A 24,268-nucleotide genomic window follows, 5' to 3' on the forward strand; every position below is an offset into this window, starting at 1 on the left:
GCCCAAGGCCTCCCCGGCCCCGGCTCCGAAGGCGGCTGCTCCCAAGGCAGCTCCCAAGGCTCCGGCGCCCGCAGCATCCCCTCAGGCTCCCCCGCAGCAAGGCGCCCCGCAGCAGGGCGCAGCTCAGCCCGCCGATCAGCAGATCCAGCTGATCTATGCGCCCTGGACCAAGTTCTGCCTCAAGGGCCAGGACGCCAATGCCAAGCAGGTCTGCTTCACCGGCAAGGACGGCCGTATCGAATCGGGCCAGCCGGTCATCGCGGCCGTGATCATCGAGCCGGAAGGCGAGCCCAAGAAGATCCTGCGCGTGACGCTGCCGCTCGGCATGCAGCTCGTGCACGGCACCCGCATCATCGTCGACAGCAACGCGCCGCTGCAGCAGCCCTATGTGATCTGCTTCCAGAACGGCTGCATGTCCGACTACGAGGCCACGCCCGAGCTCATCAACAACATGAAGAAGGGCCAGAATCTCGTTGTCCAGGCGATCAATGCCAACGGCGCGCCGCTGACGCTGCCGCTGCCGCTCGCCGGCGAATTCCAGAAGGCCTATGACGGTCCGCCGACCGATCCGAAGGTGTTCGAGGAAACCCAGAAGAAGCTGCAGGAAGAGCTGCAGAAGAAGGCCGAAGAGCAGCGCAAGAAGCTCGAGCAGCAGGGTGGTGGCGCACCGGGCGCGGCTCCGACCGGTCAGAAGTAATCGGGAGCAAATCCCGGACGTGAAAAAGGCGCTCGGTTCGAGCGCCTTTTTTGCTGGCCGACGATCACGACGATCAGTTCAGCGAGGGATTGCGCGGGCGATAGCCGCCGGCCTTGTCCTTGACGAAGATCTCGGCGACCTGGGAATGCCGGACCGGCTCGCCGGAATCGTCCGGCAACAGGTTCTGCTCCGAGACATAGGCGACGTATTCGGATTCCGCGTTCTCCGCGAGCAGGTGATAGAACGGCTGGTCCTTGTGGGGCCGCACTTCCTCGGGAATCGACAACCACCATTCCTCGGTGTTGTTGAATTCCGGATCGATGTCGAAAATCACCCCCCGGAACGAGAAGATCCGGTGGCGAACGACCTGTCCGATCTGGAATTTGGCGGTCCGCGCTTTAATCATCCCCCGTCGATAGACCAGGATTGTGGCCGATGCTAGTGCCCTCAGCTGGAATTAACCTTCGTCTCCGGGGCGGATAGCCCCCAAGCCTTCAGAAAAAACTTCAGCAATGGTCGATATCCTCAATCTGGCGCTGCCTTATTTCGGCTTGATCTTCGTCGGTTTCGCTTGCGGGAAGGTCAAGTCCATCCCGGAATCGGGGCTCGCCTGGATGAACTTCTTCCTGCTCTACGTGTCGCTGCCGGCGCTGCTGTTTGCGATCATGTCGAAGACGCCGTTTTCGGAATTGAATAACCCGCCGTTCCTGGTGGCGACGACGCTCTCGACGGTCGCGGCATTCACGCTGGCGCTGGTGGTCGGCAAGCTATTCGGACGGCTGACGCTGCGCGAAGCGACGCTCGCGGGCCTCTCCGGCGGCTACGGCAATATCGGCTATATGGGCCCGGGCCTCGCACTTGCGGTGCTGGGGCCGAAGGCGGCTGCGCCGACCGCGCTGATCTTCTGCTGCGACAGCATCTTCCTGTTCACGATCGTGCCGCTCTTGATCGAGCTTTCCGACCGCGACCATCCCTCGCTCGTCCATGCTTTCGGCGTCGTGCTGAAGCAGATCGTGCTCAATCCGCTGATCATGTCGGCTTGCTTCGGCGCGGCGGTGGCGGCGCTGCATATCGAGCTGCCGGTCGCGCTCGACCGCACCATCACCTTCCTGCAGAACGCGGCCGCGCCGACCGCGCTGTTCGTGCTCGGCGTGACCGTGGCGCTCCGCCCGTTCGATCGGGTGCCGTGGGAGGTGCCGGGCGTGATCGCGGTCAAGCTGCTGATCCATCCGCTCGCGGCGTTCGCCCTGATGCTGGCGTTCGGCCCGTTCGCGCAGCCCTGGGCCGCCACCGCCGTGCTGATGGCCGCGCTGCCGCCGGCGCTCAACGTGTTCGTCATCGCCCGGCAGAACGATGCCTGGATCGAGTCCGCCTCCGTCGCGGTGCTGCTCGGCACCTTCGCCTCGGTGGTCACGCTGACCAGCGTGATGTGGGCGATCCAGACGGGACGGTTGGCGTTTCCTTGATGGTGATGAGATTGGCTTGATCTCTTCCGCGGGCCGGTGCGCTCCCTCTCCCGCTTGCGGGAGAGGGTCGGGGAGAGGGCTCTCTCCGCGTCGGGATTGTCGAGAGTGCAGAAAAAATCCCGTCGCGGAGAGAGCCCCCACCCGGCGCTTCGCGCCGACCTCCCCCGCAAGCGGGAGAGATTGCACCGAGCCAGCGGTGAAGTCGTCCAACCTAACGCGCTTCGGAGCTACCTGCGCCAGGTCGGCGTCAGGCCTTCGCGCATGGCGAAGCGCCGGAGCGGGCCGATGGCGCCGAGGAGGTGCATGCCGACGGCGCGGACGGGCTGGAGCGGCAGGAAGTCGTTGAGCAAGGAGCGGTTGGCGATGTCGATCGCAAAGGTACGGCTCAAGATGTCCGGACGCCGCGCGCGGTCATAGCGCTTGAGCACATCGTCGGCGCCGGGATCCTGTCCCGCGGCGATGGCCTCGCCCGCGAGCCGGGCAATGTCGGCGGCATCGCGCAGGCCGAGATTGAGGCCCTGGGCGCCGATCGGCGGCACCACATGGGCGGCTTCGCCGACCAGCGCGATACGGTCGCGGCCGAAGCATTTCGGACGCTCGATCGCGAGCGGGAACAGGTTGCGGCCAGGCTCCACATTCATCCGTCCCAGGATCGAATGCGACTGTTTCTCGATCGCCGCCGACAGCGCCTCGTCGCTCAAGCCGCGCAGCCGTTCAGCCTCCGCAGGCGCTGCGACCCAGACGATGCTGGAGCGGTCGCCGGGCAGGGGCACGAACACGCAAGGCCCGTGCGGCGTGTGGAACTCGGTCGAGACGTTGCGATGCGGCCGGGCATGGCTGATGTTGAAGGTCAGCGCAGTCTGGTTCAGCTCGCGCCGAGTCACGGCGATGCCAGCAGCCTCGCGGCACAGCGAGTGCCGGCCGTCGGCGCCGACCACGAGGCGCGCCGAGAGAAACTGTCCGGACGCCGTGCGCAGCGCGACGTCGTCGGCCTCGATGACGACGCTTTCGGCCTCGTCGTCGAAGCGGACGAGATTGGGCAGCTCGGCCGCGCGCGCTTCCAGCGCCAGCATCAGCGAGCGGTTGTCGATATTGTAGCCAAACGCATCGAGGCCGATTTCGTGACAGGAGAAGCGCACCTCGGGGCTGCGGAACAGCCGGCCGGTGTCGTCGACGAGGCGCATGACTTCCAGCGCAGCCGCCTTGTCCCTGCAGCGCGACCAGACGTCGAGGCCTTCCAGTAGATCGATGGAGGCGCCGAGCAATGCGGTGGTGCGATTGTCGGCATAGGAAACGCGGCGCGCCACCAGTGCGGTCCGGGCACCCGCCTGCGCCAGGGCGATCGCCGCGGCAAGGCCGGCAGGTCCGCCGCCGATCACGGCCGCGTCATGGAGTGTCGATGCGTCTACCATGGAACGACATTTGACACGCCGGGCGGCAAATTCAAGCCCACCTATATTTCCCTGATTTTATGGCGAATTTTGCGATCGTGCGCCGCAATGGCGGATGTGCAAACCGGTCGCATTCTGATAGCAGAAGCCATGGATATTCAGCAGGATTCCCTGAAGCCGAGACCGGTGATCCGCGCCGCAGCCTTCTTGGTACACATCTTCACCGCCTTCGGCGCGGCAATCGCGCTCCTGGCGATGCTGGAGGCCGTGCGCGAGCACTGGGCGGCGATGTTTCAATGGCTGGGCGTCGCCCTGATCATCGACGCGATCGACGGGCCGATCGCGCGGCGGCTCGACGTCAAGAACGTGCAGCCCAACTGGTCGGGCGACGTGCTCGATCTCGTGGTCGACTTCTGCACCTATGTCTTCGTGCCGGCCTATGCGATCGTCGCGAGCGGCATGCTGCTGCCGGTAGCGGCTCCCTTGCTCGGCATCGCCATCATCGTGACCAGCGCGTTGTATTTCGCCGACCAGCGCATGAAGGCCGACGACAATCATTTCCGCGGCTTCCCGGCGCTTTGGAACGCGGCCGCGTTCTATCTGTTCCTGCTGCATTGGCCGCCGCTGTGGGCGACGCTGCTGGTCGCCGCGCTGGTCGTGCTGACGTTCGTGCCTTTCCATGTGCTGCACCCTGTCAGGGTGGTGCGGCTGCGCTGGCTGACGATGTCGCTGATCGCGGTCTGGGCGCTGCTCGCCTTCTACACGCTGCAAATGGATTTTCGCGTCGGCACCGGGGTGACCGTCGTGCTCTGCGCCATCGCGCTCTGGATCAGCTTCAGCGATGCCTTGATCCGGTTGGCGAAATCCCTGGCGAGATTATCGGCGTGATGGAGCTGCTGACCAGCCCGGAAGCCTGGGCCGCGCTGCTCACCTTGACGGCGCTCGAGATCGTGCTCGGCATCGACAACGTCATCTTCATCTCGGTGCTCGTCTCGCGCCTTCCCGAGAAACCGGCGCAGCGCGCCCGCCAGATCGGGCTTGCGCTGGCACTGGTCTTTCGCCTCATCCTGCTCAGTCTCCTGGTCTGGCTGATCGGCCTGACCGCTCCGGTGCTCTCGATTCAGGGCTATGCTTTTTCCTGGCGCGATCTCATCCTGATCGGCGGCGGCCTCTTCCTGATCGCCAAGGCCACACATGAGATTCACGGCGAGGTCGAATCCGATCACGACGCGAGCGAGAAGGACTCCACAGGCAGCGCCTTCGTCTGGGTGATCGTCCAGATCGTGATCATCGACATCGTGTTCTCGCTGGACTCGATCATCACTGCGATCGGCATGGCCGAGGACATCAAGATCATGATCGCGGCGGTCGTGATCGCATGCGCGGTCATGTACGTTTCGGCGGGTCCGGTGGCGCGATTCGTCGCGGAGCATCCGACCACCAAGATGCTGGCACTGGCCTTCCTGGTGTTGATCGGCGTCGCGCTGGTTGCGGACGGATTCCACTTCCACATTCCGCGCGGCTACATCTATTTCGCAATAGCGTTCTCGGCGGCGGTGGAGTTCTTCAACGTGCTGGCCAGGCGCAACCGCCGGAAAGCCGCCAAGTAGTCGCGTTGGGTCGTTCCAGTCGGCGTCGAGTTGACAAGGCGGGCGCGATAGCTTTCGCTCAGCCGCACGAAGAGGAGGTCAGGTGATGACGAAAGCCATCCGTGTGCACAAGGTCGGAGGCCCCGAAGCCTTGGTCTATGAGAGCGTCGACGTGCCGGCGCCCGGGCCCGGCGAGGTGCGCATCCGCCAGCACGCGGTCGGCCTCAACTTCATCGACGTCTATTACCGCACCGGCCTCTACAAGGCGCCGGGGCTGCCCTTCATCGCCGGCAATGAGGCCTCCGGCGAGGTGGTCGCGGTCGGGCCAGGCGTGACGAATTTTCATCCCGGCGACCGCGTCGCCTATTACCACAATCTCGGCGCCTATACCGGCGAGCGCAACATCCCCTGGGAGAAGCTGGTCAAACTGCCCGATCACATCACCTACGAGCAGGGTGCCGTGCTGATGTTGAAGGGGCTGACGGTCTGGTATCTCCTGCACAAGACCTTCAAGGTCGAGCCGCATCATCGCGTGCTGGTCCACGCCGCCGCCGGCGGCATCGGCCTGCTCGCCTGCCAGTGGGCGAGGGCGCTTGGCGCGCATGTCATCGGCACCGTCGGCTCGCGCGAGAAGGCCGAGCTTGCGGAGGCCAATGGCTGCGATCACGTCATCCTCTACAACGAGGAGGATTTCGTTGCGCGCGTGAAGCAGATCAGCCGTAACGAGGGCTGCGACGTCGTCTATGACGGCGTCGGCAAGGCGACGTTCCCGGGCTCGCTGTCCTGCCTGAAGCCGCGCGGCATGTTCGTCTCGTTCGGCAATGCTTCGGGCCCCGTGCCGCCATTCGCGATTGCCGAGCTCAACAATCACGGCTCGCTGTTCGCGACGCGACCGAAGCTCAACGATTATGTCGGCACGCGCAAGGAACTGCTCGAAGGCGCCGACACCCTGTTCGCCGCGGTCATTAACGGCAAGCTGCACGTGCCGATCAACCACGCCTACGCGCTCAAGGACGCCGCCAAGGCGCATATCGATCTCGAAAGCCGCAAGACGACGGGGGCTTCGATCTTGAAGCCGTAGCTCTTTCGGCATCGGCGGTTTCGTAGGGTGGGCAAAGGCGCGGAGCGCCGTGCCCACCATCTTCATTGCGGTGAAAAATGGTGGGCACGCTTCGCTTTGCCCGCCCTACAGCACTACGCGACGCGTCTTGCCGCGCCGGCCTTGGTCAAGATCGCGTCGAGACATTCGATCATCTCGGCGATCTCTTCCTTCGTGACGTTCAGCGCCGGCATGAAGCGCAAGCTGTCGACCTGCGGGGCGTTCAGCAGCACGCCGGCCTCGAACGCCTGCGCGACGATGCCGGGTGCGATCGGCAGCTTGAGATCGAGCGCGAGCAACAGGCCGCGTCCGCGCACGCCACCGAGGCCATGCCGGGCCGAGACCTTCTGCAGTTCGCTTTCGAGCAGGAGGCCGGTCTCGGCGACCTGTTTCAGGAAGTCGGGCTTCTTGACCTCCTCGAGCACCGCGAGGCCCGCCGCGCACATGATCGGGTTGCCGTTGAACGTGCCGCCCTGATCGCCGTGCTCGAAGCATGAGGCGCGTTCGCTCGCGAGCAGGGCCGCGAGCGGCACGCCGCCGCCGATGCCCTTGCCGAGCGTCATGATGTCGGGCGCAATCGCCGTGTGCTCATAATGGAAGAGCTTTCCGGTCCGTCCCATGCCGGTCTGGATCTCGTCGAAAATAAGCAGGAGGCCGTGCGCTTCGGTCAGCGCGCGCAGCTGCTGCAGGAACTGATCGGTCGCAGGCCACACGCCGGATTCACCCTGGATCGGCTCGAGCATCACGGCGACGGTGTTGGCGTTGATCAGAGCTTCGACCGAGCCGATGTCGTTCAGCTTGGCCTTCTTGAAGCCCGCGACCTTCGGCTCGAACAGCGGCTCGAACGCTTTCTTGCCTGAAGCCGACATCGTCGCCAGCGTTCGGCCGTGGAAGCCGCCTTCGAAGCTGATGATCTCGAACGCGCCGCCTTTGTGCAGGCTGCCATATTTGCGCGCGAGCTTGATCGCGCCTTCGTTGGCTTCAGCGCCCGAATTGGCGAAGAACACTTGATCGAACGCGCTGTGCTCGACCAGCGCCTGCGCCAGCTTGAGGCTCGGCTCGTTGTAGAAGGCCGGGCTCGGCGTCAGCAGCCGCTTGGCCTGAGCTGCGAGCGCGTCGGCGATCGCGGGCGGGGAATGGCCGAGACAGTTCACGGCCCAGCCCTGCACGAAATCGAGATAGCGCTTGCGGCTGTCGTCCCAGAGGTAGGAGCCGGCGCCGCGGACGAACACGGTCTTGGGCCGTGCGGTGATGTCCATCAGCGCGTCATACGGATGCGTGGTCATGTCGTACTCCTCTGGAGGCGGGTGGAAAAAAGGGCGCAAAAAGCAGAAAGGCCGCACCTTGCGGGTGCGGCCTTTCTCGAAAACTAGCTGAATTCAGTGGTTCAGCGGCGTCCTCGGACATGGCGCACCCTCTCGTCGTCGCGGGAGCGACGGCGGAGCATTTCGGTGCGCTGGTTGGTCCGGGCGTTGATCATGGGGCGGGTCCGTACAGCCGAATGGCAGGACTTGTCAAGCAGGCTTTTTTCAAGATGCACGCCGAGCGTGCATCGGTCAGGTCGGGTGCGCGGCTTCCTCGGCCTCTGCATCGCCCCAATCCGCATCCGCGATTGCGGTGTCGATCAGCTCGCCCCGCAGCAGCTTGAGCGGCGAATTCCAGTACAGCGCGATGTTGTGGAAGGGGTCGGTCAGCACCTTGAACACCCAGACCAAGCCCGTGGTGACGTCGCGGGTGGCGAAGAGCTGCAGCATGCGCGCAAGTCCGCCGCCGATGCCGATGGCGAGCCAGAGCGCGCCGACATGCCGGACGAAATCGAGGCGGGACGCCGGCGCATCGAACAATCCGAACAGCGTCGGAAAGGCGAACAGCGCCAGCGGCGCACTGCCCCAGACCAGCAGCAGCACGATCTTGCGGGCCTGATTGTAGCCGACCTTGATCGCTTCCTTGTGTTCGTTGCTGACGCCGTTGACGGCGTCATAGCCGTTCGGCTCGAAGAAGAAATGCCCGGTCTGCCGCGTCAGCATCGCGAGCCAGCCGACGATGCCGGCGAGAGCAGGGTCCTTGAACAGCAGGGCATAGCAGCCGAGGAAGATGACGGCGCTGATCAGGTGCAGCGTCTGGTTGACGGTGCTTTGGTGGTAGAAGCGGTAATCGTCGAAGCGCTGCGTGCGCAGCATGTCCGAGAGGCGGCTCATCCTCATCCCTCGCTCGCGTTGAAGACGCGGGCAGAGTTAGGCCGAGTCCGTGACCGCTGCGTGAATGCATTATAGTGTCACATTCCTAACGTGACGCTTACTCCACGCCATAGTGCGAGAACACATCGGCGATGCCGGCGTTGATCGCCTTTGCGGCCGCGATGTCGCGCACGGCGCCTTCGCTGTCACCGTTCTTGCGCTTCGCCAGTCCGCGGCCGTAGAGCGAGCCGTCGAGCCCCGGCTTGATGCTCAGCGCGGCATCGTAATCGGCGATCGCCGCGTCGAGATTGCCGAGCTTGAGATGGGCAAGGGCGCGGCTGTCCAGCGTGTAGGCATCGTTGGGAGCCATCTTGAGCGACTGCTCGCAATCGGCCAGCGCCTCCTGCAGGCGGCCGACGATCGCGCGGGTGAAGCAGCGCGAATTGAACACGTCCGCGCGGTTCGCATTCGCTCTGATGGAGCGGTCGTAATCGTCGAGTGCCAGCGCATAATCGTGCGTATCGAAATACATGTTCGCGCGCGCATAGTAGTCGCGGTCGTTGTTCGGACTGAGATCGACCGATTTGGCGAAATCGGCCAGCGCTCGGGGGCGGTCGCCGCGGTCGCGATAAATGCGGGCGCGGTTGCCGTAGGCCGGCCCGTAGTTCGGGTCGAACTTGATCGACAGATTAAAGTCCGCAAGTGCACGCGCATCGTCGCCGTGGTTGCTGAAGGCGGTGCCGCGATTGAAATAGGCGAGCGCGAATTTCGGATCGAGCTTGATGGCCCGATCGTAGTCGGCCATCGCGAGCTCGTAAGCGTTCTTGTGAATGTAGGAGTTGCCTCGGTTGTTGAAATAGAGCGGGTCGCGGGCGTTCAGCCGAATGGCGCGCGTGTAGTCGGCAATGGCGCGATCGGCGTCGCCGAGATCGTCATTGGCGATGCCGCGATTGTACAGGATGTCGGGATCCTTCGCACCGAGGTCGATGGCACGGCTGAAATCCGCCACGGCGCGCTCGGGCTCGCCACGTCGCCGAAACATTTCGCCGCGATTGGCGAGCGCGTGCACATCGTCGGGATTGGCCTTGAGCAGGGCCGAGCAGCCGGCGAAGCGCCGGTCGTCACTGCCTCCGCCGTCATTTGCGAAGCACCACTGGCGGGCCTGCGCGGCGGATGGTGATCGCGCGTCGGCGGGGGCCGGCAGCGCGAGCAGGGTTATCGTCAGGCCGAGTGCGGACAGCTTGAGGAGAATCCCTGACGTTTCATCGTGTTTCATTGTCTCTCGCGTCGAAACCATTGCGCCTCTAGCGCGTTTGTGATCGAAGGACGCGACTTGGTTCGAACCGAATGCATCACCGCCCAGACCAAGAAGGCGGGACCAACCAGATAGCTCAAAGCCTTGTCCGATACGCCCTATCCGATCGACCTCGACAGCATTCGCGGCGCGTTTCCGCCTGGCATCGAGGCGCCGCCGCTGCTGGTCGACTTTGCGGCCTGGCTGAAGGGGCGTCCCTGGGGCAGCGTCGGCTGCTTCTCGCTGCAGGGCCAATTCTCGGACTCCGCGCCGATCGTCGACGGCAGTTCCTTGCGCGACCGGTTCTCGCTGTTCATGCGCCTGCCTGACGGCTCGGCCGTCGGCGGCTGGTATGGCGCGGGTCTTGATCGTGACAATCCACCGATCGTCGGGCTGGGATCCGAGGGTGACTACGAATTGCTGGCGCCGAGCCTCGATGCGCTGCTGACGAGGCTGACGTCGCAGCAATTCGACAGGGCCTGGAGCGATCTGAAGCCGCATGACGAAGTCGAGCCTCAGACCGTCGAACTTGCGCAATGGCTCGCTGGACAGCCCGTTGGCGACAAGGCGGCGTGTGACGACGGGCCTCCGGAGCTGCCTGATTTCCGCGGCTTCATGGAAAAATGGAGCCGGGACCGCGAGGATTATTGGGCCAACCATCGCATGATGGCCGAACTCGGCTGGCGGCTGGCCGCCCATCTGCCCAAGGGCAAGAATGGCTGGGATAAGACGCGTTTCGAGGTCGCAATCGTCGGCAAGCAATACCAAGCGCGCGTGCTGACGCGCGGGCCGCAGCCGTTCGAGGAAGCCGCTTCGATCGAATCCCTGCTGCGCGAGCTGCGCGAACAGATGTGGAAGGCTCAGCCTGAGCTCGGGTTATGGTACGCGATGAGGTTCGGACTCTACACCGACGGCCGCGTCATGCCGAGCTTCGAATACGATGTACGCCCGACCATCGACGGCGAACCGGCATTGCTCTCCGAGGCGAAAGCCGATCTCGCCCGTGCACCAAGGCCGGAGCGCTGGGTGCCGAAATGGCTGGCGTGATTGTCTCTACACTGTCATTGCGAGCGCAGCGAAGCAATCCAGACTGTTCCCGCGGAGGGATTCTGGATTGCTTCGCTACGCTCGCAATGACGGAACGCGGTCAGAATCCCGCGACGCTGCCGTGCAGATCGTATGCGTCGGCGCGCTCGATCTTCGCCGTGACGATCTCGCCGACACGCAAGGGACGGCGGCTGGAGAGATAGACTGCGCCGTCGATCTCGGGCGCATCGGCCTTGGAGCGGCCCTTGGCCACCGTCGGGCCGACCTCGTCGATGATGACCTGCTGCCGCGTGCCGACCTTGCGCTTCAGCCGGCGCGCCGAGATCTTCTGCTGCCGGGCCATCAGCGCGTTGTAGCGCTCCTGCTTGACCGCTTCGGGCACCGGGTTTTCGATCGCGTTCGAGGTGGCGCCGGCGACCGGCTCGTATTTGAAGCAGCCGACGCGGTCGATCTCGGCCTCGTCGAGCCAGTCGAGCAGATAGGCGAAATCGGCATCGGTCTCGCCGGGGAAGCCGACGATGAAGGTCGAGCGCAAGGCGAGATCGGGACATTCCTCGCGCCAGCGCTTGATCCGCGCCAGCGTCTTGTCCTGCGCCGCCGGACGCTTCATCGCGTTCAGCACCTCGGGGCTCGCATGCTGGAACGGAATGTCGAGATAGGGCAGCACCTTGCCTTGCGTCATCAGCGCGATGATCTCGTCGACATGCGGGTAGGGGTAGACATATTGCAGCCGGACCCAGGCGCCGAGCTCGCCGAGCTCGCGCGCGAGGTCGAGGAATTTGGCGCGGACCTGGCGGTCCTTCCACGGGCTCTCGGCGTATTTCAGATCGACGCCATAGGCCGAGGTGTCCTGCGAGATCACCAAAAGCTCCTTGACGCCGGCACCGACCAGCCGCTCGGCCTCGCGCAGCACGTCATCGGCGGGGCGCGAGACCAGGTCGCCGCGCAGCTTCGGGATGATGCAGAAGGTGCAGCGGTTGTTGCAGCCTTCGGAGATCTTCAAGTACGCGTAGTGGCGCGGGGTCAGCTTGATGCCCTGCGGCGGCACCAGGTCGAGATGCGGATTGTGCGCCGGCGGCAGCGCGCGGTGCACGGCGTCCAGCACGCTCTCATATTGCTGCGGGCCGGTGATGGACAGCACGCCCGGATAGGCCTGCTCGATCGCTTCCGGTTCCGCGCCCATGCAGCCGGTCACGATCACCTTGCCGTTCTCGGCCATGGCCTCGCCGATCGCCGAGAGCGATTCCTGCTTGGCGCTGTCGAGGAAGCCACAGGTGTTGACGATGACGATGTCCGCCCCGTCATGCTTGCGGGCGAGCTCATAGCCCTCCGCGCGCAGCCGCGTGATGATGCGCTCGGAATCCACCAAGGCCTTGGGACACCCGAGTGACGTGAATGAAATGCGCGGCGCTCTGTCCATGTAATCGCCTGGAGCCTATCTGAATTGTCTGGATTTGCGATCCAAGTAATTGAACCGATGGCGAAATTCAACAACTAACGTATGCGGCGCGTGGCTAAAGCAGTACGCGCGCGTAGTTGGCGTGATCGGCCAGTCACCAGCGCCGGTATTACTGACTGACGGTTCCTGGTCTGGAAGCTCATTCGGATCGAGCGAGTGGAGGATCCGAGGTGAATTGCTCGAACACGCCCGTTTTGGTTGTTATTCGGTTTCTTGCTTGATTTCACGGAGCTTAACCACGATGCGCCGCTTCATCTTCGGCTTGGCTTTCGTTACCGTTTCCTATGGCGCCATGTTTCCGGCCCGCGCTGAAGTCGACAAGATCATCCATGTCTGCGATCGGCAGGAACGATTGTGTCCGGAATTCAGGCCTCGCGTGAAGGCACCCGACGGGTGGACGAGGGATGAGGCCGCGAGTCTCAAATACGGCGCATCGATGTTCGTTCCCAAAGGGAAGACATTCGGTAACGCCGAAACAATCATCTATGCCGAAGGCCGCTACAACAAAGATCGGACCGAACTGGTTCAATGGGTCGCAACCAGCGATCAGGATTGGGCGACGACATCCGGCAAGAATGCCAAGATCATCACGCTTCCCTCGGTCAACCCCAAGGTCATCATCAACCGCTACGACAATCCCTCCCTGAAGGACCAGCCGGTTGAAGTGATCGCGCATTACACTGATCTCGACAAGGACGGCAATTCCTACGTCGTGCGGCTAGCGGTCTCCGGCCGCACTGAGGCGGCGGTGCTGGCCGCGGTGCCACTTCTCGACAAGATGATCGTTGGCGCGAAGATTCCGTGAGAGCGTAAGCTCAGATCAGCTGCCGTCGGGCACAGTGGGGGCAGCGAAAATTTACATTCGTTCCCTCACGCGCACCTGAGCGACACGAAGCTGACCTTGGGCACAGCCGTCTGATCATATCTGATCTGCCTGATTGATCGGCCTGAGCTAGTTCCAATTGCCCATAATTACAACCCTTTGCAGGGCGATCCGGCGTGCTATGGATGAATCAGCTGCCGTGAGTGAGCCATGAGCGCCGAACAGTCGCCCAAAATCGTGATCGTCGACGAAAGCCCGATCCGGGCCGCGATCCTGGAGGAGGGATTGCGCGAGGCCGGGTTTACCCAAGTCGTCCATATCAGCGAGATGCAAAGCCTGCTGGCCCGTATTTATGCGGCGGACCCCGACATCATCGTGATCGATCTCGAAAACCCCAGCCGCGACGTGCTGGAGGCGATGTTCCAGGTCAGCCGCGCGGTGAAGCGGCCGGTCGCGATGTTCGTCGACCAGAGCGATTCAGCCTCGATCCAGGCCTCGGTCGAGGCGGGGGTGTCGGCCTATATCGTCGACGGGCTGAAGAAGGAGCGCATCAAGCCGATCCTCGACCTTTGCGTGTCCCGTTTCAACGCCTTCGCCAAGCTCCAGGAGGAATTGGAGCGCACCAAGTCGCAGCTCGAGGACCGCAAGATCATCGAGCGCGCCAAGGGTATTCTGATGAAGGTGAAGGGCCTGACCGAGGACGAGGCTTATGTGCTGCTGCGCTCCACCGCGATGCGCGAGAAGAAGAAAATCGGCGAGATCGCGCAGTCGATCATCACCGCGTCGGAGATGCTGAAATGACCGTCCCCCTCCGCATCGGGTTCATTCCGCTGGTCGATGCCGCCGCGCTGATCGTCGCGGTCGACAAGGGCTTTGCCGCCGCCGAGGGGCTCGAGGTCGAGCTGGTGCGCGAGGTCTCCTGGTCCAACGTCCGCGACAAGCTCAATATCGGCCTGTTCGATGCCGCGCATCTGCTCGCGCCGGTGGCGATCGCGTCCTCGCTCGGGCTCGGTCACGTCAAGGTGCCGATCGCCGCGGCCTTCAATCTCGGCATCAACGGCAATGCCATCACGGTGTCGCCGGCGCTCCATGCCGCGCTGATGGAGGAGATCGACGGCGATCGCTTCGACCCGATGGCGACGGCGAAAGCGCTGGCGAAGGTGGTTGCCAAGCGCCGCACGGCAGGGGCCGAGCCGCTCACCTTCGGCATGACCTTCCCGTTCTCCACCCACAATTATCAATTGCGGTTCTGGATGGCGGCGGCGGGCGTCGATCCCGACGAGGACGTGCGCCTCGTGGTGCTGCCGCCGCCCTACATGGTCGACAGTCTGAAGAACGGCCATGTCGATGCGTTCTGCGTTGGCGCGCCCTGGAACTCGGTCGCGGTCGATCTCGGTATCGGCCATATCCTGCATTTCGTCGCCGACATTCTGGTCCGTGCGGCGGAGAAGGTGCTGGCGATCCGCCAGACCTGGGCCGACAAGAACCCGGACGTGGTTGCAGCCCTGGTGCGGGCAGCCGTGAAGGCCGCCGAGTTCATCGAGCATCCCGAGAACCGGACCGAGGCGGCGCAGATCCTGGCGCAACCCGAACGGATCGGCGTCGACGCCGAGGTCATCCAACGCACCCTCACCGGGCGCCTGAAGATCTCGCCCGATGGCACCTTCCGCGAAAGCGGCCGCTACCTGCTGGTCGGACGCGAAGGGGCAGGGCGGCCGGATCCGGTCCAGGCCGCCTGGCTCTATGCGCAGATGGTGCGCTGGGGCCAAACGGCGCTCACCCCCGACGGGGTCAAGACGGCGATGGCGGTGTTCAGGCCCGATCTCTACGACGCGGCGCTTGGCAACAGGGCGCCGCCTGAGGCTCCCGCAGCGTTCGGCGCCTTTGCCGGTCCGTCCTTCGACCCCGCCGATATCCGCGGGCATCTCGAGGCCTTCGGGGTCGGGCGCTGGAAGGCCTGATTCGCGGTTGCTTCGCTTTTGAGCATCTAAGATCCTTGGCTAATGTTTGAGCTGGCTGCTCGTATTTCGGGAGAGTTCCCAAGCCAGCAGTTTCCGGGTCACGTCCTAATTATCTGAAACTTCATTGGTTTTTATTTCGACCAAGCTGGCACGCAACTTGAATGTTGCGCTGCGGCCAGCTTGTCATAGGTGCCTGCTGAGCCAAGTCCCGCAGCAACGAAGCTGATCGGACCGTGAGTGACGAAGCCGGCTCCTGAGCCAGCCTGACGTTCCTCGCGGGTCGCGCAATCCGTCGAAGCCACCGAAGGTGGCCGCAGGAGCTTCGTTACACACCATGAAAATCGATACGGTCTCAGTCGACTTTACCGACGAGCAGAAACGCTATCTCGAAGGCTTCACGACCGGCCTGCAGATCAGCCGCGTCGGCCGCGGCCTTGGTGGTGGCGGCAGCAGCAAGGCGAATGCCGAGCCTGTGGGTCCCGATGCCGTGCACATCAAGGCGCAGGACAAGGTGATCGCGTCGGGCAAGAAGCTCGCCGATCAGGAGAAGTTCAAGCGCGACGAGCACCCCTTCGACGCCTACCCGCGGCTGCGCCAGCAGGCGCTCGACAACACCCCGCCGAGCCCGGCGGACAATTTCCGCTGGCGCTATTACGGCATCTTCTATGTCGCGCCGACGCAGGACTCCTACATGTGCCGCCTGCGCATCCCGAACGGCATCATGAAGCATTGGCAGCTGTCGGGCCTTGCTGATCTCGCCGACGAGCTCTGCGGCCCCTACAGCCACGTGACCACGCGCGCCAATCTCCAGCTGCGCGAGATCCCGCCGAAGCATGCGATCAGAATGATCGAGGGCATCCAGGATCTCGGCCTGTGCTCGCGCGGCTCCGGCGCCGACAACATCCGCAACGTGACGGGGACGCCGACCGCCGGCATCGATCCGCAGGAAATCATCGACACGCGGCCCTATGCCCGCGAGTGGCACTACCACATCCTCAACGACCGCTCGCTCTACGGTTTGCCGCGCAAGTTCAACGTCGCCTTCGACGGCGCCGGCCGGATCGCGGTGCTTGAAGAGACCAACGACATCGCCTTCACGGCCTATGAGGTAAAGGACGGTTTCGGCGTCGAGCCCGGCGTCTGGTTCCGGCTCGGCCTCGGCGGCATCACCGGTCACAAAGACTTTGCGAAATATTCCGGCATCATCGTCAAGCCGGAGCAGGCGACCGCCGTCGCCGACGCCATCGTGCGCGTGTTCATCGAGCATGGCGACCGCACCAACCGCAACAAGGCACGGCTTAAATACGTGCTCGACGCGATGGGCCATGACGGCTTCCTCAAGCTGGTCGAGGAGCGGTTGAAGACGCCGTTCACGCGCGTGCCGGAAGAGGCGTTCGCGCCGCGTCCCGCGGCGGATCGCATGGCACATATCGGCGTGCACAAGCAGAAGCAGGACGGCCTCAACTGGATTGGCGTATCGCTCACGCTCGGCAAGCTCACCTCCGATCAGATGCGGGGCCTCGCCAAGGTGGCGCAAGATCTCGGTGACGGCGAGATCCGGCTCACGGTCTGGCAGAACCTGTTGATCTCGGGCGTGCGCGACGCGAATGTCGAGCTCGCCATTGCCGCGATCAAGCAGATCGGGCTCGCGGTCGAGGCCTCGCACATCCGCGCCGGCCTGATCGCCTGCACCGGCAATGCCGGCTGCCGCTTCGCGGCGTCCAATACCAAGCGCAATGCCGCGGAGATCGGTGACTGGTGCGAGCCGCGCGTCGCGATGGACAAGCCGGTGAACATCCACCTGACCGGCTGCCATCATTCCTGCGCGCAGCACTACATCAGCGACATCGGACTGATCGGCGCGCGCGTGCCGATCAATGAGGAGGACACTGTCGAGGGCTATCACCTCTTCACCGGGGGCGGATTCGGTCCCGATGCCGATGTCGGGCAGGAGGTCTATCACGACCTCAAGGCCGAGGACGCACCGAAGACGGTCGAGGCGCTGCTCAAGGCCTATCTCGCCCATCGCGCCTCGCCCGACGAAACCTTCCTCTCCTTCGCGCGCCGCCATGACGGCGAAACGCTGCGCAAGCTTGCCGATGCACAGGTGTCCGCATGAACCAGATCACGCCTCCGCCGAAACTCGATATCATCCCCGCCAGCGCCCCGTTCTCGGATGCGCAGCGCTCCTGGCTGAACGGCTTCTTTGCCGGGCTTTTGTCGCCTGACGTCGCAACGCCGCTGTCGGCAGAGCAGGGCGCCGCCGTCATGCAGGCCGGTGACGGCGACGACGGCGAAGCGCCGTGGCACGACCAGACCATGCCGATCGCCGAGCGGATGAAGCTTGCCGAAGGCCGTCCCTTGCGCCGCAAGATGATGGCGGCGATGGCACAGCAGGATTGCGGCCAGTGCGGCTACAATTGCCACGATTATTCGGAAGCAATCGCGAGCCGTAGCGAAGCGCGGCTCAATCTGTGCGTCCCCGGCGGCAAGGAAACCGCGCGGATGCTGAAATCGCTGTACGAGGAGCTCGACAAGGCGCCCGCGGCCAAGACCACCGACAAGAGCACCGACAAGGCCGGCGCTCCGGCGCCGGCTGTGACCGTGACGATCGCAGAGCCCGGCCGCTCGCGGGACAATCCGATCCAGGCGACCTTCCTGTCGCGCCGTCTTCTCAACAAGGGCAAGTCGGAGAAGGAGACCTATCACATCGAGTTCGATCTCTCCGAGGGCAAGCTCGACTATGTCGTTGGTGACAGTTTTGGCGTCTTCCCGCGCAACGACGTCGGCCTCGTCGACCAGATCATCGCGCTGCTCGGCGCCTCCCACACGACCAAAGTCAACGGCAAGACGTTGCGCGAGGTGCTGATCGACGACGTCTCGCTGTCGCCGGCGCCCGACACGCTGTTCGAGCTGATCTCCTTCATCACCGGCGGCGCGCAGCGCGAGAAGGCGCGGGCGCTGGCGCAGGGAGAGGATCCCGATGGCGATGCCGCGACGCTCGACGTGATGGCGGCACTGCAGAAGTTTTCCGGCACGCGGCCGCATCCCGAGGCCTTCGTCGAGGCGCTGGAGCCGCTGCAGCCGCGGCTCTACTCGATCTCGTCCTCGCATAATGCGACGCCGGGAAAGCTGTCACTGACGGTGGACTCGGTGCGCTACGTCATCGGCAAGCGCAGGCGGCTCGGCGTCGCCTCGACCTTCCTCGGCGAGCGGATCAACGAAGGCGAGAAGCTCAAGGTCTATGTGCAGAAGGCGCACAATTTCGGCCTGCCGCAAGACCCGAAGACGCCGATCATCATGGTCGGTCCCGGCACCGGCATCGCGCCGTTCCGCGCCTTCCTGTTCGACCGCAAGGCGACCGGCGCGCCCGGCAAGAACTGGCTGTTCTTCGGCCATCAGCGCAGCGATTGCGACTTTTTCTATCAGGACGAGCTCAACGCCATGAAGACCTCAGGGCTTCTGACGCGCCTGTCGCTGGCCTGGTCGCGCGACGGCGAGAAGAAGTTTTACGTGCAGGACCGCATGCGCGAGGTCGGCCGCGAATTGTGGACCTGGCTCGCCGAGGGCGCGCATCTCTACATCTGCGGCGATGCCAAGCGCATGGCCAAGGACGTCGAGCGCGCGCTGGTCGACATCGTCGCGCAGTTCGGGGCACGTTCGACCGATGAGGCCGTCAGCTTCGTCGCCGAGCTCAAGAAGACCGGCCGCTTCCAGGCTGACGTGTACTAGTCGGACGCTCCTCGCGGGGTTGGTCGTCATCCGATTGTCATCCGTCCCGGTTCCAACTGGCTTGGATTCTAACGAATAATATTCTCGGAACCTGCTGGTGAAGAGAATTTGCATCTGCGATGGGGGGCCTCCAGAGAACCCTCATCGCTATTTCCGCCACCGTCTTGCCTCCCGCCCTGGTTGATCCTCCATACTCCCGCAAATGGGGCGTTGGAGATCGACCATGCGCGGACTATCGGCGGAAGCCAGGCTGCACTTCTACGCGCGCTCGCTCTCGCGCCGGACCGGGGCGAGCATGCACCACGTTGCGATGTACAGCGCGTTTGCGGTGATCGCGGCGATCGTGTTCGGGACGCTGTCGGTGCACCCGTTTTGAAGGTCTCGTAGGGTGGGCAAAGGCGCGTAGCGCCGTGCCCACCATCCTTTCATACCGTGATAGTCGGTGGGCACGCTTCGCTTTGCCCACCCTACGTTACCGAGCGTTTGTTACGCTCCGCGCTTGAACGGCGCCACCTCGATCCCCGCAGCCTTCAACGCCTGACGCACGCCGCGCGCGATCTCGACCGCGCCGGGCGTGTCGCCATGGATGCACACTGTATCCGTGCGCATCTTGATGACCTTGCCTGTGACGGACACCACCGCGCCGTCCTGCACCATGCGTACCACGCGCTCGGCGATCGCCTTGGCGTCGTGCAGCACCGCGCCGGGCTTCTTGCGCGAGACGAGGTTGCCGTCATCCTCATAGGCGCGGTCGGCGAACACCTCGTGCACCATCGGCAGGTTGGCGTCTTCGCCGGCCTTCACCAGCTTCGAATTGGCGAGTACGACGAAGATCAGGCTGGGATCCACCGCCTTGATGCCGGCGGCGATCGCCTTCGCCGTCATGTCGTCCTCGCAGGCGACGTTGGAGAGCGCGCCGTGCGCCTTCACATGGGTGACTTTGTAGCCGGCCGCGGTCGCGATCGCCTGCAACGCGCCGATCTGATAGGCGACGAGGTTCTCGATCTCGGAGGCCTTGAGCCCTGCGATCGGATGCCGGCCGAAGCCGTGCAGGTCGCGATAGCCGGGATGCGCGCCGACCGAGACGCCGCGCGCCTTCGCAAGCTCCACCGTCCGGCGCATGATGTCGGGGTCGCCGGCATGGAAGCCGCAGGCGACGTTGACCGAGCTTGCCAGCTCGATCATCGCGGCGTCGTTGCCCATCTCCCACGCGCCAAAACCTTCGCCGAGGTCGCAATTCAGATCGACTGTCTTCATGGGTTGCTCTCCGCCTCTGGTCTTGTTGTCGCTTACGGCTCCGCCGTGACCTGCCACGTCCCGGAATCGACCGCGCTGACCGCATAGCCCGCTACGTTAGCATCGCTGAGCGCCTCGATGTTGAGGGCGACGATATCGGAGGAGCGCAGACGATCGGGCAGGCTGCGGATCGCTTGCGCGAACTTGCGCGCCTCGTCCTGCGCTTCGGCCATGCTGACCGCCTTGAAGCGGAACGCGGTTCCTGCCGAGGTCTGGGCGAGGCGGCCGATATCGGCCGTGATCACGGTTGCGATCTTCGGATAGCCGCCGGAGGTGCCGCGATCCATCATCAGCGCGATCGGCGCGCCGTTGCCGGGCACCTGGATGCTGCCGTTGACCGTGCCGTCGGAGACGATGTTGTGGCCGTGCAGATGCTTGATCGCGGGGCCCTCGAGGCGGTAGCCCATGCGGTCGGAGGTCGCCGAGATTTTCCATTCGCTGTCCAAGAACAGCGTCTTGTTGGCGTCGTCGAACTCGTCGTCCTGAGGACCCAGCAGCACGCGGATCGGGCCGCTCGCCGGCTTCGGCAGCTCGATGCGCAGCTCCGGTGCGCCGCTGGCGGCATCGACCGTGAACTCGTCACCGGCCTGGAGCGGGCGCGGGTAGGGGCTGCCGAGGCCGGCGCGGGCGTTCACAGCAAGACTGCCGAACACTGCCTCGCCCTTGATGGCGCCTTCGATCGCGAGATAGGTGAAGGCGCCGCCGCGGGCAAAGCCGAGCGTCAGCGTCTCGCCATCCTTGAGCGTCACCGAGGTGTCCATCGCGACCGGGCTGCCGGCGATGTCCGCATTGCGCGGCGCGCCCGATATCGCCACGCGCACGGCGCCGTCGCGGGCGGTGAAGGAGGCACCGAACGGGCCGATCTCGATGGCGGCCGCGAACGGCTCGTTGCCGACCAGCGTGTTCGCCGCCGCAAGCGACAGCCGGTCCATCGCTCCGCTCACGGTCAAGCCGTAGCGCTGCGCGCCGTGGCGGCCGCCGTCCTGGACCGAGCTGGCAGGGCCGATGCTGGCAACGACGAGCCGGCTCATGCGTCCACCTGCTCGGCGACGATCTCGCCGGCTTCCGCAGCGCGGTCCATGTCCTCGAATGTCTTGTGGTCGATCGGGTAGAACGTGACGCGGTCACCGGGCTCGGTGAGGAAGGTCGGATTGCGGTGGAGCTGATAGGTTCGCACCGGGGTGCGGCCGAGCAGATGCCAGCCGCTCGGGGCGGCCAGGCACTGGATGCCGGCCTGGACGCCGCCGATCGAGATCGTGCCTGATGGCGTCAGCAGCCGTGGCGATTGCCGCCGCGACATGTGCAGGAATTTGTCGAGACCGCTGAGATAGGACCAGCCCGGCGTGAAGCCGATCATGGCGACTTTATAGTCGCCGCGCGAATGCCTGACGACGATGTCATCCGGCGTGGTGCCCAACGTCTTGGCGACGTCCTCGAGGTCGATGCCGTGCTCGCCACCATAGGCGACGGGAACGCGCCAGCGGCGGGCTTTGGTGACCGGCGGCAGCGGCCGGGTGGCGATCGGGAGGATCTTTTCGCCGAGCGCCTCAAAGCCGATCTCGCCGGGATCGTAATGGACCAGCAGCGAGCGATAGGTCGGCACGGTCTCGGTGATGCCGTCGATGGGCGCAGCTAGCAGCGCCTTGTCGAGCGCCAACACGCGCTGGTTGGCATCGTCGTCGATGGTGCGGCTGAACTCGACCGTGACGGCACTGTCGCCGCTGGGCAGAAGGCGGGGCGGGGGAAGCGTCGCGGCCATTGAGCTGTCAGAGCGCTGTCGTAATCGGGCTTCTCGGGAATGCGGGCTCGACCTTGAGTTCCGCTTGTCCCTGCTTCGCGTAAATGTGCCCGCAAGTCCAATAAATTAATGCAAGGGGAAGCGATAAAGCCTTGTTATCGCATCGCATAACGGCGCTGCGGCCCTGCGTAATTGCTAGCCTCTTGGCCCTTGACGCAAAGCTCGCGGCTCGCAAGATGCGCGCGTTCTGTCCCGCACCTTGGAGCTCGTTCTCGTCCATGTCGCTGTCCCCCGAAGCCCGCAAGATCCTCGCCGGCATCACCACCGCCACCATCACCACGGTCCTGCTGAAGAAGGGCCTGCGCAATGTGTGGATGCGCGGCGCGCGTCCGTTGCGGCCGGGCCTGCCGCGGCTGGTGGGACCGGCCTTCACGCTGCGCTTCGTGCCGGCGCGCGAGGATCTGGCGACGCCGGAATCCTGGTCGTCGCCGATCTCGACCCGCACCGCGATCGAGGCGATGCCGGAGGGCTGCATCGCCGTGGTCGATGCCATGGGCATCACCGATGCCGGCATCTTCGGCGACATCCTTTGCGCGCGCATGGTCAAGCGCGGCGTCACCGCGCTTGTCACCGACGGCGTGGTGCGTGACGTCGAAGGCGTGCTTGGCACCAATTTGCCGGTTTGGTGCGACGGCTATGCCGCGCCGCCGTCGGTTGCAGGCCTCACTTTCGTCGGCTGGGGCGAACCGATCGGCTGCGGCGGCGTTGCCGTCTTCCCGAACGACATCGTGGTCGCCGACCAGGACGGCTGCGTGCTGATCCCGCAGGCGATGCTCGATCATGTCCTCAATGAGGGCGTCGAGCAGGAGCGGATGGAAGCCTGGATCGTCAACGAGGTGAACAACGGCGCGGTGCTGCCGGGCCTCTATCCCATGAACGCCGAAACCAAGGCGCGCTACGCCGCCAGCAAGAAGTAACGGACAAAGGAACGAGGACCCTCATGGACATCACGCTCGCCGGCACGCGGCCGACCCGCCGCGCGCCGAAGGAACACTTCACCGGCACCGTGTGGCAGGACCCCATCAACATGGCCCCGCCGCCTGCGCGGTTGAACGTCTCGCGCGTCGCATTCGAGCCCGGCGCGCGCACCAACTGGCATCATCATCCGCTCGGCCAGACGCTTTACGTGATCTCAGGCGTCGGTCGCGTTCAGACCAAGGGCGGCCCGGTCCAGGAAATCCGTCCCGGCGACACCGTCTGGATTCCGCCGGGTGAAGTGCACTGGCACGGGGCGTCACCAACCAACGGCATGTGCCACATCGCCATGCAGGAAGCGCTCGACGGCGTCTACTCGACCTGGCTGGAGCCGGTCAGCGACGCGGAGTATGGCGCGGCGGTGGGATAGTCGCGTGCCCCAGACAAGACGCATCGCCTTAAGGCGATGCGTCGCCGATCCCGGGGCCCAGAGCCTTCGCGCCACTGAGCGCATTGGTCCCGGCTCTGCGCGGCAACGCTGGCGCGTCGCCGCTTTTCCGGGACACCGAATCTCATATCCGCTCCGCGGTCCACGTGCCCGTGCACATGGCGCCGCGCCAAGTGCCGGAGCCGGACGCGCCGCTGAGCCGGCCGAAGCCGACGGCACGCTTGATGCCGGTGCTCAGGGTGACCTTGATGTTGCCGGCATCGGCGACGCGCCCCGACGCCGTCACCGCGGCGCTGCTCGAGGCGATCTGACCATTATTGATGCCGATAGAGACAGTCGCGCCGTTGCCGCAGGCCTGGCTTGATGAAGCAATGCGGACGTTCCACGCGCCATCGAACGTGCTTGTCGCAGCGTCGGCCTGCGCGAGCGGGACAGCGATGACGACGGCGGTGGCGAATAGAGCCTTGCGAAACACGTTCATGACACGCCCCTGTGGTTGACCATGCGGGGGACCGTGACACGTGCGCGGAACCGGCAATGTGAGGGCTGTCACGTGCGCAGGAGGCTGTGTGAGCCTGCGCACGCCGGCACGGCAGGGCGCAAAAGCAAAGGGACCCGCATCGCGGGCCCCTTGTCTGCGTAAGAACGATCAGGCGGATCTCAGTTCACCCGCGTCCAGGTCTGGCCGCCGCAGAACATTCCGCCGAAGGCGCAGCCCTGCACACGTAGCCGGTCGGTGCCCTTCATGGCGATGGTCGAATCGTAGGTCGAGCCCGAGTTGGGATCGAGGATGCGGCCCGACCATTTCTGGTCCTTGCCCGCCTTCATGTTGATCAGCACCTGCTCGCCGTTCTGGTTCGACTTGCTGTCGACCGAATAGCCGCAGAGGTTGGTGCCGCATTGCTCGATGCGGACCTTGCCTTCCTTCTCCTCGGTGAGCCAGACGCCGACCGGCGAATTGAGGTCGCGCGTCGGCGCAGTTGCAGGTGCAGGCGGCACTGCGGCCGCCTGAACGCGAGCGGGAGCAGGCGCAGGTGGCGGAGGCGGGGCTGGCGGAGCCGCAGCCACGGCCGGGG

Annotated in this window: 25 protein-coding genes; 14 read left to right on the plus strand and 11 right to left on the minus strand. The window is 64.7% G+C overall.

Annotation, left to right across the window (positions count from 1 at the left end):
* A partial coding sequence (locus I6F24_RS36840) for an invasion associated locus B family protein (protein WP_225114987.1) occupies nucleotides 1–697 on the plus strand: 697 nt, incomplete at its 5' end.
* Between the two features lie 73 nt (nucleotides 698–770).
* On the opposite strand, the gene hspQ is transcribed toward I6F24_RS36840, so the two are convergent.
* On the minus strand, nucleotides 771–1,103 hold the full coding sequence (gene hspQ, locus I6F24_RS36845) for a heat shock protein HspQ (protein ID WP_024341905.1): 333 nt from the start codon (nucleotides 1,101–1,103) through the stop codon (nucleotides 771–773).
* A gap of 106 nt (nucleotides 1,104–1,209) precedes the next feature.
* Between hspQ and I6F24_RS36850 the strand changes: the two genes are divergently transcribed.
* Nucleotides 1,210–2,163, plus strand: coding sequence for an AEC family transporter (locus I6F24_RS36850; protein WP_036012489.1), 954 nt, complete (start codon nucleotides 1,210–1,212; stop codon nucleotides 2,161–2,163).
* Nucleotides 2,164–2,390: 227 nt separating this feature from the next.
* Here the strand turns inward: I6F24_RS36850 and I6F24_RS36855 are convergent, their stop codons facing one another.
* Complete coding sequence (locus I6F24_RS36855; protein ID WP_036028110.1) at nucleotides 2,391–3,575, minus strand: UbiH/UbiF family hydroxylase; 1,185 nt, start codon at nucleotides 3,573–3,575, stop codon at nucleotides 2,391–2,393.
* A 129-nt stretch (nucleotides 3,576–3,704) separates the two neighbouring features.
* On the opposite strand from I6F24_RS36855, the gene pcsA reads away from it, so the two are divergent.
* The 3 genes from pcsA (at nucleotide 3,705) to I6F24_RS36870 (ending at nucleotide 6,224) form a co-directional block, all read left to right on the plus strand.
* The gene (gene pcsA, locus I6F24_RS36860; RefSeq protein WP_225152644.1) at nucleotides 3,705–4,442 is read left to right on the plus strand and encodes a phosphatidylcholine synthase; all 738 of its coding nucleotides are present in this window, start codon (nucleotides 3,705–3,707) and stop codon (nucleotides 4,440–4,442) included.
* Nucleotides 4,439–5,164: a TerC family protein gene (locus tag I6F24_RS36865; protein WP_036028109.1), complete on the plus strand. Its 726-nt coding sequence runs from the start codon at nucleotides 4,439–4,441 to the stop codon at nucleotides 5,162–5,164. Before pcsA ends, I6F24_RS36865 begins: the two co-directional genes overlap by 4 nt.
* An 85-nt stretch (nucleotides 5,165–5,249) precedes the next feature.
* A complete protein-coding gene (locus I6F24_RS36870) occupies nucleotides 5,250–6,224 on the plus strand; it encodes a quinone oxidoreductase (RefSeq protein WP_036012480.1) in 975 nt (324 codons plus the stop codon).
* Between the two features lie 113 nt (nucleotides 6,225–6,337).
* Here the strand turns inward: I6F24_RS36870 and I6F24_RS36875 are convergent, their stop codons facing one another.
* The 3 genes from I6F24_RS36875 to I6F24_RS36885 all read right to left on the minus strand — a co-directional run bounded on the left by I6F24_RS36875 (nucleotide 6,338) and on the right by I6F24_RS36885 (nucleotide 9,695).
* Nucleotides 6,338–7,528: an acetylornithine transaminase gene (locus tag I6F24_RS36875; protein ID WP_036028107.1), complete on the minus strand. Its 1,191-nt coding sequence runs from the start codon at nucleotides 7,526–7,528 to the stop codon at nucleotides 6,338–6,340.
* Nucleotides 7,529–7,798: 270 nt separating this feature from the next.
* On the minus strand, nucleotides 7,799–8,440 hold the full coding sequence (locus I6F24_RS36880) for a hypothetical protein (protein ID WP_036028106.1): 642 nt from the start codon (nucleotides 8,438–8,440) through the stop codon (nucleotides 7,799–7,801).
* A gap of 97 nt (nucleotides 8,441–8,537) precedes the next feature.
* Nucleotides 8,538–9,695, minus strand: a complete 1,158-nt coding sequence (locus tag I6F24_RS36885; protein ID WP_225152646.1) for a tetratricopeptide repeat protein — start codon at nucleotides 9,693–9,695, stop codon at nucleotides 8,538–8,540.
* A 123-nt stretch (nucleotides 9,696–9,818) separates the two neighbouring features.
* On the opposite strand from I6F24_RS36885, the gene I6F24_RS36890 reads away from it, so the two are divergent.
* Nucleotides 9,819–10,760, plus strand: coding sequence for a hypothetical protein (locus I6F24_RS36890; RefSeq protein ID WP_036028102.1), 942 nt, complete (start codon nucleotides 9,819–9,821; stop codon nucleotides 10,758–10,760).
* Between the two features lie 100 nt (nucleotides 10,761–10,860).
* On the opposite strand, the gene rimO is transcribed toward I6F24_RS36890, so the two are convergent.
* Nucleotides 10,861–12,180, minus strand: coding sequence for a 30S ribosomal protein S12 methylthiotransferase RimO (gene rimO / locus I6F24_RS36895; RefSeq protein WP_036028101.1), 1,320 nt, complete (start codon nucleotides 12,178–12,180; stop codon nucleotides 10,861–10,863).
* A 280-nt stretch (nucleotides 12,181–12,460) separates the two neighbouring features.
* On the opposite strand from rimO, the gene I6F24_RS36900 reads away from it, so the two are divergent.
* From I6F24_RS36900 to I6F24_RS36925, 6 genes are all read left to right on the plus strand, one after another.
* A complete protein-coding gene (locus I6F24_RS36900; RefSeq protein WP_225152660.1) occupies nucleotides 12,461–13,024 on the plus strand; it encodes a hypothetical protein in 564 nt (187 codons plus the stop codon).
* Nucleotides 13,025–13,252: 228 nt separating this feature from the next.
* Nucleotides 13,253–13,843 (plus strand): ANTAR domain-containing protein, encoded by a 591-nt coding sequence (locus tag I6F24_RS36905; RefSeq protein WP_036012463.1) that lies wholly within the window; start codon nucleotides 13,253–13,255, stop codon nucleotides 13,841–13,843.
* Nucleotides 13,840–15,003 carry a CmpA/NrtA family ABC transporter substrate-binding protein gene (locus I6F24_RS36910; RefSeq protein WP_225152648.1) on the plus strand — a complete coding sequence of 388 codons (1,164 nt, stop codon included), beginning with the start codon at nucleotides 13,840–13,842 and terminating at the stop codon, nucleotides 15,001–15,003. Before I6F24_RS36905 ends, I6F24_RS36910 begins: the two co-directional genes overlap by 4 nt.
* A 334-nt stretch (nucleotides 15,004–15,337) precedes the next feature.
* Nucleotides 15,338–17,122, plus strand: a complete 1,785-nt coding sequence (locus tag I6F24_RS36915) for a NirA family protein (protein ID WP_225152651.1) — start codon at nucleotides 15,338–15,340, stop codon at nucleotides 17,120–17,122.
* Nucleotides 17,119–18,735 (plus strand): sulfite reductase subunit alpha, encoded by a 1,617-nt coding sequence (locus I6F24_RS36920; RefSeq protein WP_036012449.1) that lies wholly within the window; start codon nucleotides 17,119–17,121, stop codon nucleotides 18,733–18,735. Before I6F24_RS36915 ends, I6F24_RS36920 begins: the two co-directional genes overlap by 4 nt.
* A 223-nt stretch (nucleotides 18,736–18,958) precedes the next feature.
* The gene (locus I6F24_RS36925; protein WP_036012446.1) at nucleotides 18,959–19,111 is read left to right on the plus strand and encodes a hypothetical protein; all 153 of its coding nucleotides are present in this window, start codon (nucleotides 18,959–18,961) and stop codon (nucleotides 19,109–19,111) included.
* 110 nt (nucleotides 19,112–19,221) lie between these two features.
* Here the strand turns inward: I6F24_RS36925 and I6F24_RS36930 are convergent, their stop codons facing one another.
* From I6F24_RS36930 to pxpB, 3 genes are read right to left on the minus strand one after another with little or no spacing between them, the layout of a single operon-like run.
* Nucleotides 19,222–19,992 carry a 5-oxoprolinase subunit PxpA gene (locus tag I6F24_RS36930; protein WP_225145723.1) on the minus strand — a complete coding sequence of 257 codons (771 nt, stop codon included), beginning with the start codon at nucleotides 19,990–19,992 and terminating at the stop codon, nucleotides 19,222–19,224.
* A gap of 32 nt (nucleotides 19,993–20,024) precedes the next feature.
* Nucleotides 20,025–21,062, minus strand: a complete 1,038-nt coding sequence (locus I6F24_RS36935; protein WP_225152653.1) for a biotin-dependent carboxyltransferase family protein — start codon at nucleotides 21,060–21,062, stop codon at nucleotides 20,025–20,027.
* Complete coding sequence (gene pxpB / locus I6F24_RS36940) at nucleotides 21,059–21,790, minus strand: 5-oxoprolinase subunit PxpB (protein WP_225131385.1); 732 nt, start codon at nucleotides 21,788–21,790, stop codon at nucleotides 21,059–21,061. Before pxpB ends, I6F24_RS36935 begins: the two co-directional genes overlap by 4 nt.
* A gap of 257 nt (nucleotides 21,791–22,047) precedes the next feature.
* On the opposite strand from pxpB, the gene I6F24_RS36945 reads away from it, so the two are divergent.
* Together I6F24_RS36945 and I6F24_RS36950 are read left to right on the plus strand one after the other, a co-directional pair.
* Complete coding sequence (locus I6F24_RS36945) at nucleotides 22,048–22,746, plus strand: ribonuclease activity regulator RraA (protein ID WP_225152655.1); 699 nt, start codon at nucleotides 22,048–22,050, stop codon at nucleotides 22,744–22,746.
* 23 nt (nucleotides 22,747–22,769) lie between these two features.
* The gene (locus I6F24_RS36950; RefSeq protein ID WP_036028089.1) at nucleotides 22,770–23,174 is read left to right on the plus strand and encodes a cupin domain-containing protein; all 405 of its coding nucleotides are present in this window, start codon (nucleotides 22,770–22,772) and stop codon (nucleotides 23,172–23,174) included.
* Nucleotides 23,175–23,316: 142 nt separating this feature from the next.
* Here I6F24_RS36950 and I6F24_RS36955 read toward each other — a convergent pair whose 3' ends face one another.
* A complete protein-coding gene (locus tag I6F24_RS36955) occupies nucleotides 23,317–23,673 on the minus strand; it encodes a hypothetical protein (protein WP_225152657.1) in 357 nt (118 codons plus the stop codon).
* A gap of 179 nt (nucleotides 23,674–23,852) precedes the next feature.
* On the minus strand, nucleotides 23,853–24,268 hold a 416-nt coding region (locus I6F24_RS36960), incomplete at its 5' end, for a DUF2147 domain-containing protein (protein ID WP_225145725.1).

The organism is Bradyrhizobium sp. BRP23, from assembly GCF_020194135.1.
Classification (GTDB): Bacteria; Pseudomonadota; Alphaproteobacteria; order Rhizobiales; family Xanthobacteraceae; genus Bradyrhizobium; species Bradyrhizobium yuanmingense.

Coding starts and splice junctions, on each gene's coding strand:
- hspQ (WP_024341905.1), bottom strand. CDS start 1,103: ATGATTAAAGCGCGGACCGCCAAATTCCAGATCGGACAGGTCGTTCGC.
- I6F24_RS36850 (WP_036012489.1), top strand. CDS start 1,210: ATGGTCGATATCCTCAATCTGGCGCTGCCTTATTTCGGCTTGATCTTC.
- I6F24_RS36855 (WP_036028110.1), bottom strand. CDS start 3,575: ATGGTAGACGCATCGACACTCCATGACGCGGCCGTGATCGGCGGCGGA.
- pcsA (WP_225152644.1), top strand. CDS start 3,705: ATGGATATTCAGCAGGATTCCCTGAAGCCGAGACCGGTGATCCGCGCC.
- I6F24_RS36870 (WP_036012480.1), top strand. CDS start 5,250: ATGACGAAAGCCATCCGTGTGCACAAGGTCGGAGGCCCCGAAGCCTTG.
- I6F24_RS36875 (WP_036028107.1), bottom strand. CDS start 7,528: ATGACCACGCATCCGTATGACGCGCTGATGGACATCACCGCACGGCCC.
- I6F24_RS36880 (WP_036028106.1), bottom strand. CDS start 8,440: ATGAGCCGCCTCTCGGACATGCTGCGCACGCAGCGCTTCGACGATTAC.
- I6F24_RS36885 (WP_225152646.1), bottom strand. CDS start 9,695: ATGAAACACGATGAAACGTCAGGGATTCTCCTCAAGCTGTCCGCACTC.
- rimO (WP_036028101.1), bottom strand. CDS start 12,180: ATGGACAGAGCGCCGCGCATTTCATTCACGTCACTCGGGTGTCCCAAG.
- I6F24_RS36900 (WP_225152660.1), top strand. CDS start 12,461: ATGCGCCGCTTCATCTTCGGCTTGGCTTTCGTTACCGTTTCCTATGGC.
- I6F24_RS36905 (WP_036012463.1), top strand. CDS start 13,253: ATGAGCGCCGAACAGTCGCCCAAAATCGTGATCGTCGACGAAAGCCCG.
- I6F24_RS36910 (WP_225152648.1), top strand. CDS start 13,840: ATGACCGTCCCCCTCCGCATCGGGTTCATTCCGCTGGTCGATGCCGCC.
- I6F24_RS36915 (WP_225152651.1), top strand. CDS start 15,338: ATGAAAATCGATACGGTCTCAGTCGACTTTACCGACGAGCAGAAACGC.
- I6F24_RS36920 (WP_036012449.1), top strand. CDS start 17,119: ATGAACCAGATCACGCCTCCGCCGAAACTCGATATCATCCCCGCCAGC.
- I6F24_RS36925 (WP_036012446.1), top strand. CDS start 18,959: ATGCGCGGACTATCGGCGGAAGCCAGGCTGCACTTCTACGCGCGCTCG.
- I6F24_RS36930 (WP_225145723.1), bottom strand. CDS start 19,992: ATGAAGACAGTCGATCTGAATTGCGACCTCGGCGAAGGTTTTGGCGCG.
- I6F24_RS36935 (WP_225152653.1), bottom strand. CDS start 21,062: ATGAGCCGGCTCGTCGTTGCCAGCATCGGCCCTGCCAGCTCGGTCCAG.
- pxpB (WP_225131385.1), bottom strand. CDS start 21,790: ATGGCCGCGACGCTTCCCCCGCCCCGCCTTCTGCCCAGCGGCGACAGT.
- I6F24_RS36945 (WP_225152655.1), top strand. CDS start 22,048: ATGTCGCTGTCCCCCGAAGCCCGCAAGATCCTCGCCGGCATCACCACC.
- I6F24_RS36950 (WP_036028089.1), top strand. CDS start 22,770: ATGGACATCACGCTCGCCGGCACGCGGCCGACCCGCCGCGCGCCGAAG.
- I6F24_RS36955 (WP_225152657.1), bottom strand. CDS start 23,673: ATGAACGTGTTTCGCAAGGCTCTATTCGCCACCGCCGTCGTCATCGCT.